Genomic DNA, 16,168 nt, shown 5'->3' with positions numbered 1-16,168 from the left:
CAATTAATTGTATGTTTTTGTTAATTATTTCATTAGGATATTAAAGAATACGTTTGAAATTTTATAAAAATATGCAGGTTTTTTATATTTCAATTGCTTTTTTATTACTCAAGAGCTCTTGGGAATATGTCACGTTTTTTTATTAAAAAACTTTAAATAAATAATTTAGTTTAGAATACCTTTTTATAATCCTAACATGTTTTTTTATTCTCTTATCATCTTCAATTCAGGACAGTCACTCTTATATTTTGGAATTTATTTAAATAAATACTACATTAAAAAAGCATTTTTGAGACTTATTTCTCATTAATCGGTTAGCTATTTTAATTATAATCTTTATCTTATCATCACAGAATATGTTCGAAATTTTATTAATAAATAGAGTTTTTCGTATTATGATGTCATTTTTGTTGAGTTGTATCTCTCTAAATGATGATAACTATTATTATTTAAAAATTCTAAATAATTACTACGGTTCCGAATACTCTTAGTTTCAAAATTTGTTCTTACAAATAAAGGTAAACCTAAAAAAGTATTAAGACTCATGGAGTCACTCAGAATGAGTGTATCTTAAAATTGAAGTAGATTCCACAATGGGGACTAGGCTTACTCATTTGAGGTGAAAAACGTTAGTATTAAAATGTTGAATGTCTAAAGTGTGTATTTTACCATGGTGTCTAATTATTTGATTTCATACATCGAGCGAATAAGTTTGATGTAATTAATTTGCAGTCTGAAGTTTTGGGATTGAATCGTGAATTCATTGATAGCCAAGTTACTATCATGTTTCAGGTTTACAGGCAGAAATTTCAGGCTCTTTATGGACACATAGGCTCTTTTTGAACCCACGAGAAAAATCAGTCATTATTTTAGCCTGAAGTTTTAATGAGGGGAAAAATTCTCTCAGATCTTTGTAATCGGCCTTGCCATATTTTTATAGTGGTCAAAAAGGTCTTTTCCCCATTTAAGTGCGCTCTCGTCAAAACTCACAAGGTTGTGGTTGTAATAGATCCCGCTATTGCAAAAGAGGGACAGAGCCATAAATTTCTCTGTTACTATGCTTGATGCAATTTTCATATTATTGTTGTTGCAGACATAGAGTTTGGTATATTTTAAGTTCAGGAAGTGTTCAAGCTCTTTTTTGTAGTCGTTGAGCATCCTGTCATAAACATACTCGGTGAATACAAGGGTAATATCCGTACCCTTTGCTGCAAGCTCTATACAGAGGGAAGGATAGATCGGAAGAAAGAAAGAAGATGAGATCATTACCTTCTCGGATTCGGAAAGGTGTTTTACGACTTCTTTAGGGTATTCGAACACGTGGTTTCGGTCAGGATTTACTTCAATATAATCTCCGAGTTTTCCTATCTCATCCAGGAATTCAGGGGGAATTGCGGTCATATCCTGATTTATCCAGTAATCGTGGTTTTTATCGAAGACATTAAACGTTTCAAGGATTGCTTTCATCTTGGGGACAAGAATCTCTCCGATACTGGAAAGTTTGTAGAGCCTGTCGTTTTCTACAATTAGGTCCTGCTTCATCAGGATCTTTATCTGGGTCATTATCGGACTTGAGCGTACATCCAGTGTGTTCTTTATCTCCTCGATGGTCTTGGGTCCGTTCAGAAGTAGCAGAAGGAGGTTTTTCCTTTTTTCTGAAAGAAAGAGAACATCCAGTAATGATGATTCCATCTGATTCCCTCTCTTATGTTTTTATCCTGTTATATCTAACATTGTATATATCTCTATACCAGAAGTGTATGCACTTCTTTTTCCTTTCTTTCTCGCCATTATCACTTTTGATGGAAAAAGTACCTTCAGGTTAGTAACTATAGAACATTCTTAAAATCGCCCTTTTAACGTAACAAACTACCACTATAAGATATATAATTATTTTTCATTATTTTTTCGTTCCTGGGAGCCCCACATCCTAACCTCATTCGGAAACTTTTTCTCTATCTTCCTCTCACATGTTTGGATGCAGACACAGTATCTATATTTTATATAAGTTTATGAATTTATCTGTGCCTTTCCTCTTATAAGGTCATTTTAAAGTCATATCTTATTAACCTGCTTGGAAAGTCTCTTGAAATAATCAAACAATTCCTGGCCCCAGCGCAGGGCAACAGGCTCAAAACTCATAATAAACTGCTGGTCGAACTTTCCATTTTTGTCAAAGAGCCCAAGGAGCATTATTCTATCAGTGACTGTAATTTCAGTTAGCTTTATTCCCTCTTTCGAGATATAAAGGCTCACATTATCCATGCTCATTAGCTCTTTTATCATATTTGAGTGCTCGTTTGAGAGATGGTCCCAGACTGACTGCGTAAAATTAAGAGATAGTTCGGCATCCTTTCTGCCAAGTTCAACGTACAGGGGTAAATAGGCAGGATTAAAATATGAAGCAAAGGTTGAGACCATTTTTACATCGGCCATGCTATCAATAATTTTCTGGGAGGGCTCATAAATATGGTTCAGGTCCGGCTCTATAAGAGTGCAGTCTCCAAGCTCTGAGATTCTTTCGAGCAGGTGGCGGGGGATTGAATTCAGGTCGTGCCCTGTCCAGTAAGAGTTATTTTTTTCCACAACCTCAAGGGCGCTGATTAGGGGCTTTACCTTTTTGATTATGAACTCTCCGAGTACCGTGAGTTTGTACATCCGGTCTTCCTGAACGATAAGGTCGCTGTCTATCAATTTCTTTATCTGGGGGAGAATTGACGTGGCAGTAACATCCAGTTCATCCTTGATTTCATCAATGTTTTTTGAACCGCTATCCAGCAGTATAAGAAGGTTTTTTCTTTTATCGGAGCGGAAAACAAGATCAATAAGTGAAGATTCCATATCTTCCTACTTCCTGCAGTATAATGTGCTGCGATATGCTGCCGATCCTTCTTCCCGGCAGGCTGGTCCATTGGCTGTTCTTTTCAATTTCACCGGCATTTTTTCAAACTACCTGTTTTCTGGGGGCATAACTATAGGATTCAGTCCATTGAAAAACCTGGAGTACAGACTCCCACAAACGTCATCTTTGTCTCCATAGGGGTCTGCTTCCATCCCGGAGGCACGAGATACTCTATGCTGGTATCTATCTTTATCGAACTTTCCGGAAGCCCGAAATCTTTCAGGGAATCCAGAATTAATTCTTCCCCGGCTTTTTGAGAGTATTCAAGGGCAGCCCGGTACTGCTCAAACTTTTTTCTTCCTACCGGAGTAAATACAAGGAAATTCTGGTCCGGGTTTTCCATCGAGTAAGGCCTGATAGTTATCTCAATTCTTTTAATCCCTTTTCCTACAAGAGCTCCGACAGCGTTGCCTACTCTCGCTTGTTCGGGGGCGATAATATCCGCATCAATAAGAGATTTCAGTTCTCCGTAGTAGGCTTTTACAGGTCCGCCCAGCAGAACTATGGGGATATTTACCTTGTACTGGATAGGGACTTCTTCTTCCAGCATCATCTTTATTCCATCTTTTCCCCTACCTTCCATTATGAAGGATATCAGGCTGTAAGCCATATTTCTTGCAACCTGCTGTTTTATTTTCTTACAGAAGGCGTGCACGCCCAGTTGAGTAAAACGGGAAAGTTTTTTGGCTCCTATCAGGGAGGTCTCCACGTCCCATTCCGTGTATTCCCCAAGGACGTGCAGGGCATCTGTGGGCGTAAAGCCTATTGCCTGGATCGACCGCTGGTTGAGCAGGGAATCCAGAACCGCAGGAGAAGGAAAACGCTTCATTTTATTTAATATTTCGTGGATAGAAAGAGGCTCGTCCCCTATAACTTCAAGCAGTTTCTTTTCACTCTCCGTTGGGTTAATGGGTATTACTCCGGTTCTGACAAAAAACTTGGTTGGCTGGACATGCTCGTTGAGCATGGTTCTTAATGGTACGGGATTTTTCTCAAGTTTTTCTTTAAAGTTAGGGTAATTTACCGCAGCAAAACAGAGTGGCATGACCCTTCTCGGACCTATCCTTATGCATTTCTTAAACCACACATGGCTGTCTCCCCCGTTTGCGGAGCTTTCCATTTTTATAGCTTTTACGCGGGTCTGCCAGCCCCCAACAATTGCCCCTTTCTCGCAGAGCTCAGGAAGGCCGTTTTTAATTATGGAGACATCCGTGCTTGTTCCTCCAACATCGATTACCGTACAGGTGTCAAGCCCTGAAAGGTGTGAAGCTCCCATAATACTTGCAGCGGGGCCTGAAAAAATAGTTTCAATCGGGCGCAGTTTCGCACCTTTAATATCTATGACCGAGCCGTCACATTTTAACATCAGAACCTTCGCATCAAGGTTTCTTTCCTTTACTTCATTCATGATGGAATGGATAAACTGGTATGTTATGGGAATTAGCTGGGCATTTAAGACTGCTGTTGCTGCTCTTTCATAGGCTCCGAGGTCCTGGGAGAGCTCATGCCCGCAGACCACAGGATGTCCCGTAAGTTTGAGGATTACATCCTTTATCTTTAACTCATGTTCCGGGTTTCGAGTGCTGAAATAGGAAGAAACGGCAAATGCGGACACTTTCTTTTTGAGACTCACTGCAAACTGTTCTACAGCCGTAAGGTCAAGGGGACAGAGTTCGTCTCCATTGCTGTCGTGCCCCCCTTTCACCTTTATACAGTAGTCGGCTGGCAGCTCCTTTGGAATGATGTAGTCCCCTACAAGGATCAGGCCAACAGGGTATCCGGTCCTTTCAAGGATTGTATTTGTCGAGAGGGTTGTTGAAACCGACACGAGTTTTACTTGCTTGAGATATTCCGGGTTTAACTTATCAATTGCATTTCGTATTCCGGTCATCAGGTTTGGATAGGTGGTAATAGCTTTGCTTGTATCCAGTATCCGGCTGTCCGAATCCCTTAAGATAACTGCATCAGTGTATGTCCCACCTGCGTCAATACCCAGACTATATTGCATTGTCAAAACAGCCCCATTTTTTACTCTATTTTAGGCGATCGATTTCTTTTTCAGCCGTACAAATTCCCTTTTTAGCCGGGTTTGTAAAGTTATGTTTCAAGATATATATTTCTATTTATAGTGTGCAGTAATTCACATCTCTTCCTATTTTTTCCTTTAAACTGTAAGAGAATTCTTCGGTAAGCCTACCCCTACATATACAAGCTTTGTTTCCAGGGGCACGTCAGTCCAGCCCGGAGGTGCCAGGTGCTTTCTACTGACATCTATCCTTATTTCCTCTTTTCCAAGCCCTGCTCCGATCATGTAGTCCATGACAAGCTGTTTCCCAAGTTTTTCTCCATATTCCAGAGCTTCATTGTATTTTTCAAATTTCTTCCTCTCCGACGGAGAAAACACAATGTACTCGTTTTTCTTTTCCTGCTGAATGGCACTTTCTATAACTTCACTTTCCGGAGCTATACCGTATTCCTCATCCTCTTCTGATTTTTCTTCCCTGGATTTGGGGACAAGTCTGGTTTTTATGAGGATCTCTACTCTTTTAATTCCTTTTCCAACAAGAGCACCAACAGCATTTCCAACATCGGCATATTCGGGGACTATGAACTCGGCATTAATTAGTTTTCGCAGGTCTTCTACGTATGCCCTCACGGGGCCCCCGAGAAGGACAACGGGAATTTCTACTCTGAAGCGCGTGAAGTTCTTTCCCAGAAGTACCCTGTCAATTTCATTTCTGGGCATTCCCTCTATCAGGTATGCGATAAGATCTTCGGCAATGTTGCGCGCAACCCTGCGCTTTACTTCAGCACTGAGGTCCTCGGGGCTTAGCTTCAGGGGCCGCCCGAGCATATGTGCTCCTATCCTTGCAGCTTCCGTATCCCACTCGTTATACTCTCCAAGGACGTGCAGGGCGTCGGTGGGTGTAAAACCTATGGCCTGAATCAGTCTTTTCTGTATGAGTGAATCGAGTATTGAAGGGGAAGGGCGTTTTTTCAGTGCAATGAGCAGGTCTCCGAAGGCAACGGGCTCTTTTCCGATATGTTTGTATATCTCCCGTTCTCCTGCTTTCAGCTCGAGAGGCCTGAATCCCGTGCGGACAAAAAATTTCGTTACCTGGATATTTTCACAGAGATACCCTTTTGCTACCCTGTTGTGCTTGAGTTTCTCCCTGAATTCGGGGTAGATAACAGAAGCCCTGCAGAGAGGAATAACCCGGCGAGGCCCTACGTTGATTCTGTCCCCTTTAAGCCAGATGTGGCTGTCTCCTCCGGTTGCCGAAGTCTCCATACGGATAGCTTTTACGCGGGTCTGCCAGCCTCCTACTACTGCCCCTGCACTGCTGAGTTCCGGCAGTCCGTTCTGCATCATGGCTACGTCCGTGCTCGTGCCGCCAACGTCAATCATGGCACATGTGTTAAGCCGGCTGAGGTGAGATGCACCTACAAGGCTTGCAGCAGGCCCTGAAAAGATGGTCTCGATGGGTTTTTCCAGGGCTTCTTCGATTCCAACCACCGACCCGTCACATTTTAACATCAACAAGTTTGCGTTGATCCCACGGCTTTCGAATTCTCTGATTATTGCCTTGATGAACTTATGGGTAATCGGGATTAACTGGGCGTTCAGAAAAGCAGTTATAGCTCTTTCATAGGCTCCGAGGTCCTGGGATAGCTCATGCCCGCATACGACAGGGTGTCCGGTAATGTCCTTTACCGCTTTTTTGACTGCAAGCTCGTGCTCGGGGTTTCGGTTGCTGAAGTAAGAGGAAACTGCAAAAGCCGAAACCTTACTCTTTACTTTGAGGGCGAATTCTTCCACAGAATCAAGATCCAGAACTTTTAGCTCTTCCCCATCGCTGTCGTGCCCGCCTGAGACTGCTATCCAGTAGTCTGTAGGAAGGTTCTCAGGGATCACATAGTCCCCTATCATGATCAGCCCGACCGGAAATCCGGTGCTTTCCAGAATCGTATTTGTGGACAGGGTGGTAGATACGGATACGAGCTTTATATCCTTAAGATAGCCAGGGTCCAGTCTGTCGATTGCGTTTTTCATTCCCGGCAGGGGGTCGGGATAAGTCGTAAGGGCTTTGCTTGACTCAACTACTGCTCCGTCGGAATCCCTTATGATAACGGCATCAGTATAGGTGCCCCCTGCATCTATTCCAAGACTGAAGTGCATTTTCTTACTTACCTCTTTTGTGAATTGGATAGCAGTTTCCTCAGGCTTTCCGGAAAGTTACTCGTTTCTGGGTGATGCGTTTAGTATAATATTCAACCAGTAATCTTCAATCCGATAAGGTTTCAAGCTATGGTTTAAAGTTAGGTTCCGGTACTTGTTAAAGCCTGTTATTATAATTAAAGTCTGAATAGTTGTTAAACATGTAGTAGCTAAATGGATATCTGATTCTGATGAAACCTGAGTAGTTGAATGTGAGTAGTTGAATGTTGGGTAGTTGAATAATATCTTTTTAACTCTGCAAGATCCAGACGAATTTTTTCTTGTCCTGGCAGCAGTTTAATTAAATGGATAAAAGTTCGAAGTAGAAGGGATCAAAATGCTAATTCCAGAATGCGATTTTTCCCGTTTACTCATTTGGATTTATTTTTTTCTCTATCCTATTATTTTTCTATTATTTTATTTTTTTGGGTTTATATTTTTTTGGCTGGTTGTTTCGTCCTTCTCTTTTATACTATTATCTTGTTTCGTCCTTCCTCGAAGACCCTGAGCTTTTTCTGGAAAGGACAACTCCTCTCAGGGGCAGGTTCTGCTTTTACAAGGGTATATATGCCTTCCCCATAGGTTTTTTTGAGTCTCTCCTCCACGAGGTCTGCAATATCTGCAACCTCCTGAATGTTAAGAGAGCTATTTACAGTAATACAGGCATTGATTGCAATCCCGTTTCCTATTCTCCTGGTTTTAAGTTCTCCCGACCCCATTACTCCTTCTGTCCGGTTTATTATCTCCCTGATTTTCCGATTATTTTCTTCATCAAGGGAAGCTTCTATGAGTTCGTTGGCAGTACCGTAGAGGAGCCTTCCTGAAGATCCCAGGATGTAAAGGCTTAAAAGAACCGCAATAAGAGAATCAGTCACAACCCAGTATTTTCCGGGAAGAAACGTACATCCTATCCCGAGAGTAATAAAACAGGAAAGGAATAAACTTCTGAAGTGAGAGTTCCCGATATAAGAACCGATTCCCGATGAAATTTCCTCCGCTTGTTCCCTGGCTCGCTTGCTGAAAAGAGGAGCGATTTCTTTTGATACAAGGGAGAAAGCGGCTGCTGAGAGCGCAAATATTTCAGGAGCTTCTGTCTCTCTTCCCTGAATAAACATAAGCAGTTCTCCTGAGGCCAGACTTGCTGACTGGATGCCTGCAAACAAGAGCATACATGCTCCCGCTCCCTTAAAGAGGGTTATGATTTTTCCATGTCCGTAATTATGGCTCCAATCTTCGGGTTTACCGGCAATAGAAAGGTCAAGAAGTTTTACGAGCTCATTAATTAGCTCTGAAAAAGAACGGACCGCATCCGCAAGAAGTGCCGTACTGTGTCCCAGCAGTCCTGCAAATAATTTAAAAAGAGTCAGTGCAAGACTGAAAAAGAGTCCTGCATACGAGATGTTCCGGGGTTTATTCATATTTTTTTCCGCTTTCATCCGAAACTCACCGTTGATGAATTTTTTGAATCCTCCTTCATAAGCGAGACCGTTCAAAAGGGTCGAAAAGAGTAATAATAAGGTAATTGAAAATGGTAAGATAATAATCGAAAATGTTGGGATTCCTCGAGCGCCTACATTTCCCTTAACGCGGTACATAAATTAGCGGACACTACCATCAATAGATTTCGGAGAGGGTATGTATTTGAAAACACAGATTAAAATTAATCTGTGTTTTCAAGGGTTGAGAATTTTTTAGGGCTTTCTGTCCTGTTTTTGCCCTGCCGTTTTTACGGGTTTTGTAGGTCGTCGAGGTTTGGTGTGTTGTGCTTTCCTCAGGTTCCGTTTTTCTAATACTGAGGGTGTAATGCTGTCATTACTTTATCTTTAGAGTGGAGCAACTGTCTTCCCATGGACTTCATTCATTACCATGGCAAGAGCCGTATACATAGATGCAAGGCCCATAATAAGTCCAACGTATCCAGCCACCACAAGCAGTCCGGCACTTCCGGTTGCGTTTACAACGGCCAGCAGCATAAATAAAATGAATAATGTTACAAATACAAACTGAAGGGCTTTGACTCCTATTTTTATTGTAATGATCAACATGACAAAGGTGTACACACCCCAGATGAAGAGATATGCGGCCATAGCGAGTCCAGATGAGGCTTCAATCCAGCCCATTGCAGGCATTACGATCAGTCCTGCCAGTGAGAACCAGAAAAGCCCGAATGCTGAAAATGCCGTTCCTGCAAAAATATCTCCTTTTTTCCAGGACATGATTCCTGCAAATACCTGGGCAAATCCTCCCAGAAATATTGCCATGGAGACAATCATTGACCCCACAGGGTACACACCAATGTAGCTCAGACTTAACAGAACTGCAGCAAGGCCCAGCCCGGTAAAGCCGAGAGGAGCGGCGTTTGCGGTTTTATCAACTATTACTGTAGAAGCTGCGTTTTCGCTCATGATTATTCCCCTGAAGCCATTTTTCGAAAAATTAAAAAAGGAAGTTTAGGGCTTAGAGCCCGTAGTTTTCGGTCTTGAAAACCGCAACTTCCTGTTTGAATTTGGTCAGGTTGTCACTCATGAACTTGTCAGCATCGTCGGTAAGGGCTTCAAGGTCGGTTTTAACCTTTGCAAGAGCATTGGTTTCGAACCTTGTGAGCTTCAGCTTTCCGGAGTTGATGCCTTCTTCTACAATGTTACAGCACTCGATTGCAGCGGCCTTTGAACGGAGGTAGTTGTTGTCTCCGGTCTTTGCAATTGCTTCTCCTACCTTGTAGGCGTTGTCATAGGCGAGGACATAGCCCTGTGGGTCTCTGTATTTGTCAGAGAGGGCGAGGATGTCCCTGAGGTCCTTTGCTTTGCCGAGTTTCAGAGAAGTGTTCATCATGGCACAGTCGTATGCAAGAGTCTCGGACCAGCACTGAACGGTGGTACCGCCGAATTCACCGTGGTATTCAACGGACTCGTTGGACCAGAGGTCACAGCACTGCATGGTCAGGTTACCCATCAGGTCGGAGTGGGCGCAGGTAGAGGTCTTACCTTCCTGAGCAATCGGGACACCTGAGATGGACTTTATGATCGTGTTTTCGTATCCGCAGTCCTTTCCAGGGCCGGTTGCACCTGCTTCATATGCACAGAGAGACCTTGCTGCAGAGATTGCCCTTGCAACGATTGCGATGGTGTGGGCAAGGTTCTTGTCAAGGAGACCGCCTGCGATGAACATTGCAGTGTTTGCCTGGGCACAGTCTGTGTCACCGGCTGCAACTACGCCGTTCTTCTTTGCGATGTCTGCAATGTCGGACCAGACCATTTCCATATCCATGCTGCCGAGCACACCGATACCGAAGAGGATACCTGCAGTGTCGTTCCTGAGGATGGAGTAGTCGAATACTTCCTTACCACCCATTGACTCAACGGAAAGCAGGTCTGCACCGTTCTGGGCGCACTGTTCGAAGGCTTCCATAAAGGTGGTGTACTTGTCTCCTCTGAGCTGGAGGTAGTCACGGTCTTCACGGATGTCACCGATAGTGTGACGGAGGGCGCACTTTATACCGTATTCATCGTGGTATTCTTCCATGATGGTCTTCTGGGCATGTGCAACAGCGCCTCCCCACTCTGGATTGTTGGACATCTGTTCGACATGTTCGGTTTCGAGTACGATGGAGGGGGCACCGATCTGGACCATTCTTGCCATTGCGTCGGTGGTGATCCTTTCGTATTCCTTTATGAGTTTTTCTTTGGACTTGCCTGCCTGAGGTCTCGGGGCGTAGTTCAGTTCGGGAGTTGTGTATCCGGCACCGATCTCGAGGCCAAGCCCTGCCTTTACCGGGAATTTTGAGTTCCCGAAAAGCATGTCATCTGCTTTAGCGTAAGCCATTGAAGTGTATTTTTTTACCATTTTGCTCCCTCCGATTAGTGCTTGTGGAATTCCTCTCTTAATTTCTCGATGTCGTCTCCGCTTTCAACGATTGCGTCAGCAATCTTCACAGCGTCTGAAGCTTCTTCACCATAAACTCCGAGGTCATACTGAGCAACGAAGTCCTGGTTCACAGCACCGCCACCACATGCAAAGGGCATTTTTATTCCCTTTTCAAGGAGCTTGTCGTTGATCTCCTTGAATGCGTACATGGTGGTTGTCATGAGAGCAGTACCTGTCAGCATCATTGGTTTTTCTTTCTCAACAGTTGCGATGACTTCATCAACAGGGACATCTCTGCCAAGGTCAGTTACTTCATAACCGGCAGCTCTCAGGAGGGCAGCAACAATATTCTTTCCGATGTCGTGGACGTCACCTTCTGCAACATGGCAGACGACCTTGCCCTTAGGCTCGGGTACTTCGGTGGTCTGGGATTTGCAGAATTCAATACCATTCAGCATTGCGTCTGCAGACATCATAACATTGGGGAGGAAAATGATACCTTCGTCGTAGAGCTGGGATACAACACCCATGCCTACCATGAGGGAATCGTTGATAAGGTCAATTGGTTTCTTGCCTGCATCAATTGCAGCTTTGAGGGCATCAACAACGTCGTCTTCTTCTCCTTCATAGATTGCTTTTGCAATTGGATAGATGAGTTCGTCCTTCGGGTAAAGCTCTTCTGCTGCTTCGTCAGGGGTCATTTCCTTTTCGAGGGCGACGTTATAGCGTACTAATATGCCATCGATGTCTTCCAGTGTCAAATCCAACATATTTTAACCTCCATTTTAATAATGAAGCGATCTCAGATTGCTCAGATCTGCGACCGTGCAAGTTGCATCTTCCCTTTCATTCAAATATATTCTTCCTAAATATATCCGAAACAATGTAAACGAATTCGAAAACCTCCAGATCGAATTCTTTTCACTGTGGGGGATATGGATAACCTCTTCTGTGTACTGGTTGCACGAGAGTGCCGAATTACAGGTCCTTTTTTCCTGTTTTTCAGGCTCCTTATAAATGATTACTGATTTCCTGATTACAGGATTCCAGCCTTTCTTTTCAGGCGCCAGTAGACCTTTTTCTTCCCAGTTAACTATTGAAAGGTGTATTCCCTTGCAACTCGGGAATTCACTTGCAGATGACAGTTGGATTTCCTCGCATATACCTTCACCTGTGCTAATTTTTGCGCAGCTATAATTTTATAATTCTCACTTCAATTTTCCCCGCAGATGATTTTATAAAAAAGAAGTGTTTTTTTGTTCCCCTTGTTCTAATCAATGGGGCCAAAATTTATCAGGCAATTATTCTACCCTCTGGGGGATTTTCTTCTTGCGGGTCTTGAAGAATTGGAGGCTTTAATTCGAGCTATGGAGGTTATCAAGTGAATTTGTTCTACCTGGACTCTTCAATAAGGCAAAATCTGATTCATTGGGACTTTCTCCCGGAAGCATGCAAGTAAGTTTAACATGCTCAATATTTATATCCTTTTCCGGAACTTCTATTTCCATTCCAATATATTATGTGAATTTTTAAAGTTAATGACTTTGATTTGTCCTATGTTCCGATCAAATCAAACCATTTGCTTTTTTTCGACCGTTTTTAAAAATGTAAGTGAACTTTTTCCCTGGTGGGTTATTACAGCTCTGTTTTAATTTTTTCGGAGGCAAAACTTCCGGATATTTCAGGTAAACTGTTACATCCCTGAAGCCAGGTTTTTCTGGAAGGCTGAAAGAGCATTTTTTTCTCTCTACGGGAGGGAACTCTTTCGGGCAAGGAGCGAGGACAATTTTAACCTATATATAGTTTTTGTGTGCCCGGCCGCAGCTTTCCCCAACCGGAAACATCCTTCTTTCAGAAGTTTCTCTGCTTAATGGAGCTAATCGGAACCTGGTTGTAGCCGTGATTGCTTTTTTCCACCTTTATATATGAAAGCTGTCTGTCTTTCAGCTGCCCACTTGCCGTTGTGTCCACAGTTCTGATAAGTTCTTCCCTGGGCACGGATGTCACCGCAGAGAGTATCTTTAGCCTTGAGCAGGAATTCTTTTCTTTTTTGAGGATTTCAATCTCGGGTTTTTCATGTGCTGAAGTCACGCTTCCCTTTACAAAATTCTCTTTGTGTGCAAAGGAAACTTTGATATGTCCTGTAAATTCAGGGTTCAGTTGTGTTATCCTATTTCTTATGCTGTCCAGGATTTGCCCCGAAACAGAGACCGCCGTTTCAAGAGGTATCTCCTGTGAAGTAATTTCAAATTCGGTTGAGTATGCCGAAACTCCGGACATTTCAATGGAGTTTCTTGCCTCAATTGAATTCCTTGTTTTTACTGAATTTCTCACTCTGCGGGCAGTTTTATCCTGATTGTTTACCCCGATCAGCCCGAAAAGTTTTTCCAGGGATTCTCCTCCCTGCCTGGCTGAAAAATGAATAATCCTTGCTCTCTGGTTCACTTTTCGTAGGAGCAGGCAGGTCTCCAGAAGTTTTTCCTGCCCTATGAGGTCTACTTTGTTTATGGCCAGGATCTCGGCGTCTTCTATCTGGTTTCGGACAAAATTCTGCAGGTCTTCTACTTTCGGGCTCAGACGGGAGGGGTCTACAAGATTTACGATCGGAGTAAAACTAATCTCCGGAATATTCATGCTTTCGATATTGCTTTTTATCTGTCTTGGGAAGGCTATCCCTGTGGGCTCTATTATAATAGTATCCGGACTATAGGAGAGCATAAGGCTTCTCAGGGTATGCTCCATACTGATCCTCAGGGTACAGCAAATGCATCCGCTTGTAATTTCCCGGGTTTCCACTTCCCCTCCCGAGATAGTGTCCCCGTCGATTCCTACTTCTCCTATTTCATTGACAATGATTGCCGTTCGATGTCCCCGGGCCCCAAGGTACTCGACAAGTTTTCTTATTGTTGTCGTTTTTCCGCTTCCCAGGAAGCCTCCGATTATCATACATTTCATGGATCTGCCCTCTTCTTCACGCCTTCAGGTAATGATTTAATATCAGTAAGAATTGAACGTCACGTAAGGTTAAATCGAATATCAGGTAAGAACCGGACATTATTACCGGAATATCGCTGTACTGTCAGCAGTATTATTATAGTGCCAAATTATTGTGCTAATAGCCTGCCTTATACCTCGATAAGGGCAGGAATATTGCCCCGTTCCTGCCTGGGGTTAGCAGTAGGTGGGGCTTACCTGTCCTATGCTTTGGGTTTTACATTTTTTTTCTTCAAATCCCTCAAATGGCAAAAGGGTTTGAAAAGGGTCCTTTTTCCGGCTTCTGGGCGGCAATCCTCCAGAAAATGGCAAACCGGAGTACATAACCGATTCAGAGTTTTTCGGCCCCTTATTCCCTTCCGGAAAGGCATTTTGAAATGGCAAATCTGTGCCTTTCCGGAAAAGAGTATTGCAGGTCTAACTTCCTTTTGGGTGCGTATGACAACAATGCCCTTGGAGAGGGAGTGGCATTGTCATCAGCGTGATATTTTCTAATTTTACCGTCTCCCTTTTCCGGATTTATGCTTTCATGCCTGTTTTACTTCTTAGGCACTATCTCATCTATCCTGAGTACGTTTCTTGCCGTTTCCGTACCCGCAATTATTGCGAGTTTCTTTACCGTTGCCGAATCGTATACTTCAGGTCCGCTATCCGTTACCTTTCTTGAGAGGTCTATCCTTGCCTCAACCCCTTTTGTATACGAATTTCTCATCTGCGCCATCGCATCGGTTTCGTTCATTCCCATATTTCTGGCAAGTATCACAGGAATTTTTTCGAGGGCCTCGGCATATGCCTGGACCGCCAGTTGTCTCTTCCCGGTCTGCGTTGCCGCAAAGAGCCTGACCATATGCGCAAGCTCAAACTCAATTGCCCCTCCTCCGTTCACTATTTCCCTGTTTTTCCGGAGGAAAGCCGCATTGTTCAGTGCATCATCAACAGCCTCTTCCACCTTGTCAAGCCCGTATTTCACAGGCTCCCTTATCAGAATGGTGGCGATAGCCTTGTCTTTCACGGTAATGAAAACGAAGTTTTCCCCGTTTTTCTTTTCAAGTTTTATACTGTCTGCTTTTCCGAGGTCGCAGGGGTGAATCTCGTCCGGCTGTGCCATCAGGGTCGTACCTGTGGCTTCCGCAAGCTTTTCCAGGTCTTTCATCTTCAGCTTCTTGAAAGCCAGAATATTGCTGTCCCTGAGCAGGGTTTCGATATAGGGATCAATATCTCCTTCGGAAAAGAGGACATTTGCTCCCGAATCAATTATCTTCCGGGAAATTTCCCCGCACATCTGCTTTTTCCTCTCTTCAAAAAGGAGCGCAGTCTGCACGGAATCCATTTTGAGGTTGTGCTGGGGGTTTAAGTATCCGCTTTTTATCTTGAGGTCGTAATTCGTGATCAGGACCGCCGGGTTCTGGTAGCTTTTTGGCATATCTTCTCTTGCCGGGTTTTCGTCCATGATCAGGCCTTCGATTGCAGTGATTTCCGGCCCCCCCTTCTTTTTCAGGATCTTGACGTTCCTGTTAAGGTCTAGCCTTCCTGCCTGTTTTTCGGAAAGGTGGCTTATCACTTTCAGGACAATATCCGTAACAATCTGTGCCTGGTGCCCTTCAATCCCCTTCCCTGTTGCCGAACACATTATGGTCGTGCGGATATCCTCTTCCGATGCCTGCTTTATGCTGTACTGCAGCATTTCATACGTTTTTTGCATGGCAAGTTCATACCCTTCAATAATAATTGTCGGGTGCACTCCTGCCCTGATCAATCTGACTGCGTTTTTAATCAGGTTGCTTGCAAAAATGACTGCCGTTTTTGTGCCGTCTCCGCAGGCTTTGTCCATTGATTCAGCAAGCTTTTTGAGAGAGGTCACGATCGGGTGAAGCACATCCATTTCCTTTAAGATGACTTTCCCGTCGCTCGTAACGAAAATATCTCCCACCGGGTTTACTATTATCTTGTTCATCCCTCTCGGGCCGAGGGATGAGCCCAGTAGCTCGTCAATTTCTATCGCTGCCCTTTCAAGCTGGTCGATCAGCTTCTCTTCCTTTACCGGCTCGTCAATTAGGATCTTATCCCTTATAGTCCGCGCCAGTTTTGCCATTCCGTCCTGGCTTTCAGGGCTCGTGCTTCCCGGTGTTTTCAGTTCGCTTGCCATGTCCTCTCCTCTGCCGCTGCGGTTCCTTTTCGATTTTTTGCTG

The 16,168-nt window shown here is 43.7% G+C and carries 10 protein-coding genes; all 10 read right to left on the bottom strand.

What is annotated here, in order from left to right; genetic code table 11:
• Nucleotides 1–903 precede the first annotated feature (903 nt).
• The gene (locus MSSIT_RS19410; RefSeq protein ID WP_048174082.1) at nucleotides 904–1,692 is read right to left on the bottom strand and encodes a helix-turn-helix transcriptional regulator; all 789 of its coding nucleotides are present in this window, start codon (nucleotides 1,690–1,692) and stop codon (nucleotides 904–906) included.
• Between the two features lie 363 nt (nucleotides 1,693–2,055).
• Complete coding sequence (locus MSSIT_RS19405; RefSeq protein ID WP_048174081.1) at nucleotides 2,056–2,841, bottom strand: helix-turn-helix transcriptional regulator; 786 nt, start codon at nucleotides 2,839–2,841, stop codon at nucleotides 2,056–2,058.
• A gap of 140 nt (nucleotides 2,842–2,981) precedes the next feature.
• Nucleotides 2,982–4,910, bottom strand: coding sequence for a hydantoinase/oxoprolinase N-terminal domain-containing protein (locus tag MSSIT_RS19400; RefSeq protein ID WP_048174080.1), 1,929 nt, complete (start codon nucleotides 4,908–4,910; stop codon nucleotides 2,982–2,984).
• A 156-nt stretch (nucleotides 4,911–5,066) separates the two neighbouring features.
• Nucleotides 5,067–7,082 carry a hydantoinase/oxoprolinase family protein gene (locus MSSIT_RS19395; RefSeq protein WP_048174079.1) on the bottom strand — a complete coding sequence of 672 codons (2,016 nt, stop codon included), beginning with the start codon at nucleotides 7,080–7,082 and terminating at the stop codon, nucleotides 5,067–5,069.
• 506 nt (nucleotides 7,083–7,588) lie between these two features.
• Nucleotides 7,589–8,557, bottom strand: a complete 969-nt coding sequence (locus MSSIT_RS19390; protein ID WP_052721731.1) for a cation diffusion facilitator family transporter — start codon at nucleotides 8,555–8,557, stop codon at nucleotides 7,589–7,591.
• 387 nt (nucleotides 8,558–8,944) lie between these two features.
• Complete coding sequence (locus tag MSSIT_RS19385) at nucleotides 8,945–9,526, bottom strand: acetate uptake transporter (RefSeq protein ID WP_048174078.1); 582 nt, start codon at nucleotides 9,524–9,526, stop codon at nucleotides 8,945–8,947.
• Between the two features lie 52 nt (nucleotides 9,527–9,578).
• Nucleotides 9,579–10,964, bottom strand: a complete 1,386-nt coding sequence (gene mtaB, locus MSSIT_RS19380; protein WP_048174077.1) for a methanol--corrinoid protein co-methyltransferase MtaB — start codon at nucleotides 10,962–10,964, stop codon at nucleotides 9,579–9,581.
• Between the two features lie 14 nt (nucleotides 10,965–10,978).
• Nucleotides 10,979–11,755, bottom strand: a complete 777-nt coding sequence (mtaC, locus tag MSSIT_RS19375) for a methanol--corrinoid protein MtaC (protein WP_048174076.1) — start codon at nucleotides 11,753–11,755, stop codon at nucleotides 10,979–10,981.
• 1,081 nt (nucleotides 11,756–12,836) lie between these two features.
• Nucleotides 12,837–13,940 carry a CobW family GTP-binding protein gene (locus MSSIT_RS19365; RefSeq protein ID WP_048174074.1) on the bottom strand — a complete coding sequence of 368 codons (1,104 nt, stop codon included), beginning with the start codon at nucleotides 13,938–13,940 and terminating at the stop codon, nucleotides 12,837–12,839.
• 577 nt (nucleotides 13,941–14,517) lie between these two features.
• Nucleotides 14,518–16,125 (bottom strand): TCP-1/cpn60 chaperonin family protein, encoded by a 1,608-nt coding sequence (locus tag MSSIT_RS19360; protein WP_048174073.1) that lies wholly within the window; start codon nucleotides 16,123–16,125, stop codon nucleotides 14,518–14,520.
• Nucleotides 16,126–16,168 lie beyond the last annotated feature (43 nt).

The sequence above is a fragment of the Methanosarcina siciliae T4/M genome (assembly GCF_000970085.1).
In the GTDB taxonomy this organism is placed as follows: domain Archaea; phylum Halobacteriota; class Methanosarcinia; order Methanosarcinales; family Methanosarcinaceae; genus Methanosarcina; species Methanosarcina siciliae.
This window is presented reverse-complemented; position numbering and strand designations above follow the sequence as displayed.

Coding starts and splice junctions, on each gene's coding strand:
- MSSIT_RS19410 (WP_048174082.1), bottom strand. CDS start 1,692: ATGGAATCATCATTACTGGATGTTCTCTTTCTTTCAGAAAAAAGGAAA.
- MSSIT_RS19405 (WP_048174081.1), bottom strand. CDS start 2,841: ATGGAATCTTCACTTATTGATCTTGTTTTCCGCTCCGATAAAAGAAAA.
- MSSIT_RS19400 (WP_048174080.1), bottom strand. CDS start 4,910: ATGCAATATAGTCTGGGTATTGACGCAGGTGGGACATACACTGATGCA.
- MSSIT_RS19395 (WP_048174079.1), bottom strand. CDS start 7,082: ATGCACTTCAGTCTTGGAATAGATGCAGGGGGCACCTATACTGATGCC.
- MSSIT_RS19390 (WP_052721731.1), bottom strand. CDS start 8,557: ATGAAAGCGGAAAAAAATATGAATAAACCCCGGAACATCTCGTATGCA.
- MSSIT_RS19385 (WP_048174078.1), bottom strand. CDS start 9,526: ATGAGCGAAAACGCAGCTTCTACAGTAATAGTTGATAAAACCGCAAAC.
- mtaB (WP_048174077.1), bottom strand. CDS start 10,964: ATGGTAAAAAAATACACTTCAATGGCTTACGCTAAAGCAGATGACATG.
- mtaC (WP_048174076.1), bottom strand. CDS start 11,755: ATGTTGGATTTGACACTGGAAGACATCGATGGCATATTAGTACGCTAT.
- MSSIT_RS19365 (WP_048174074.1), bottom strand. CDS start 13,940: ATGAAATGTATGATAATCGGAGGCTTCCTGGGAAGCGGAAAAACGACA.
- MSSIT_RS19360 (WP_048174073.1), bottom strand. CDS start 16,125: ATGGCAAGCGAACTGAAAACACCGGGAAGCACGAGCCCTGAAAGCCAG.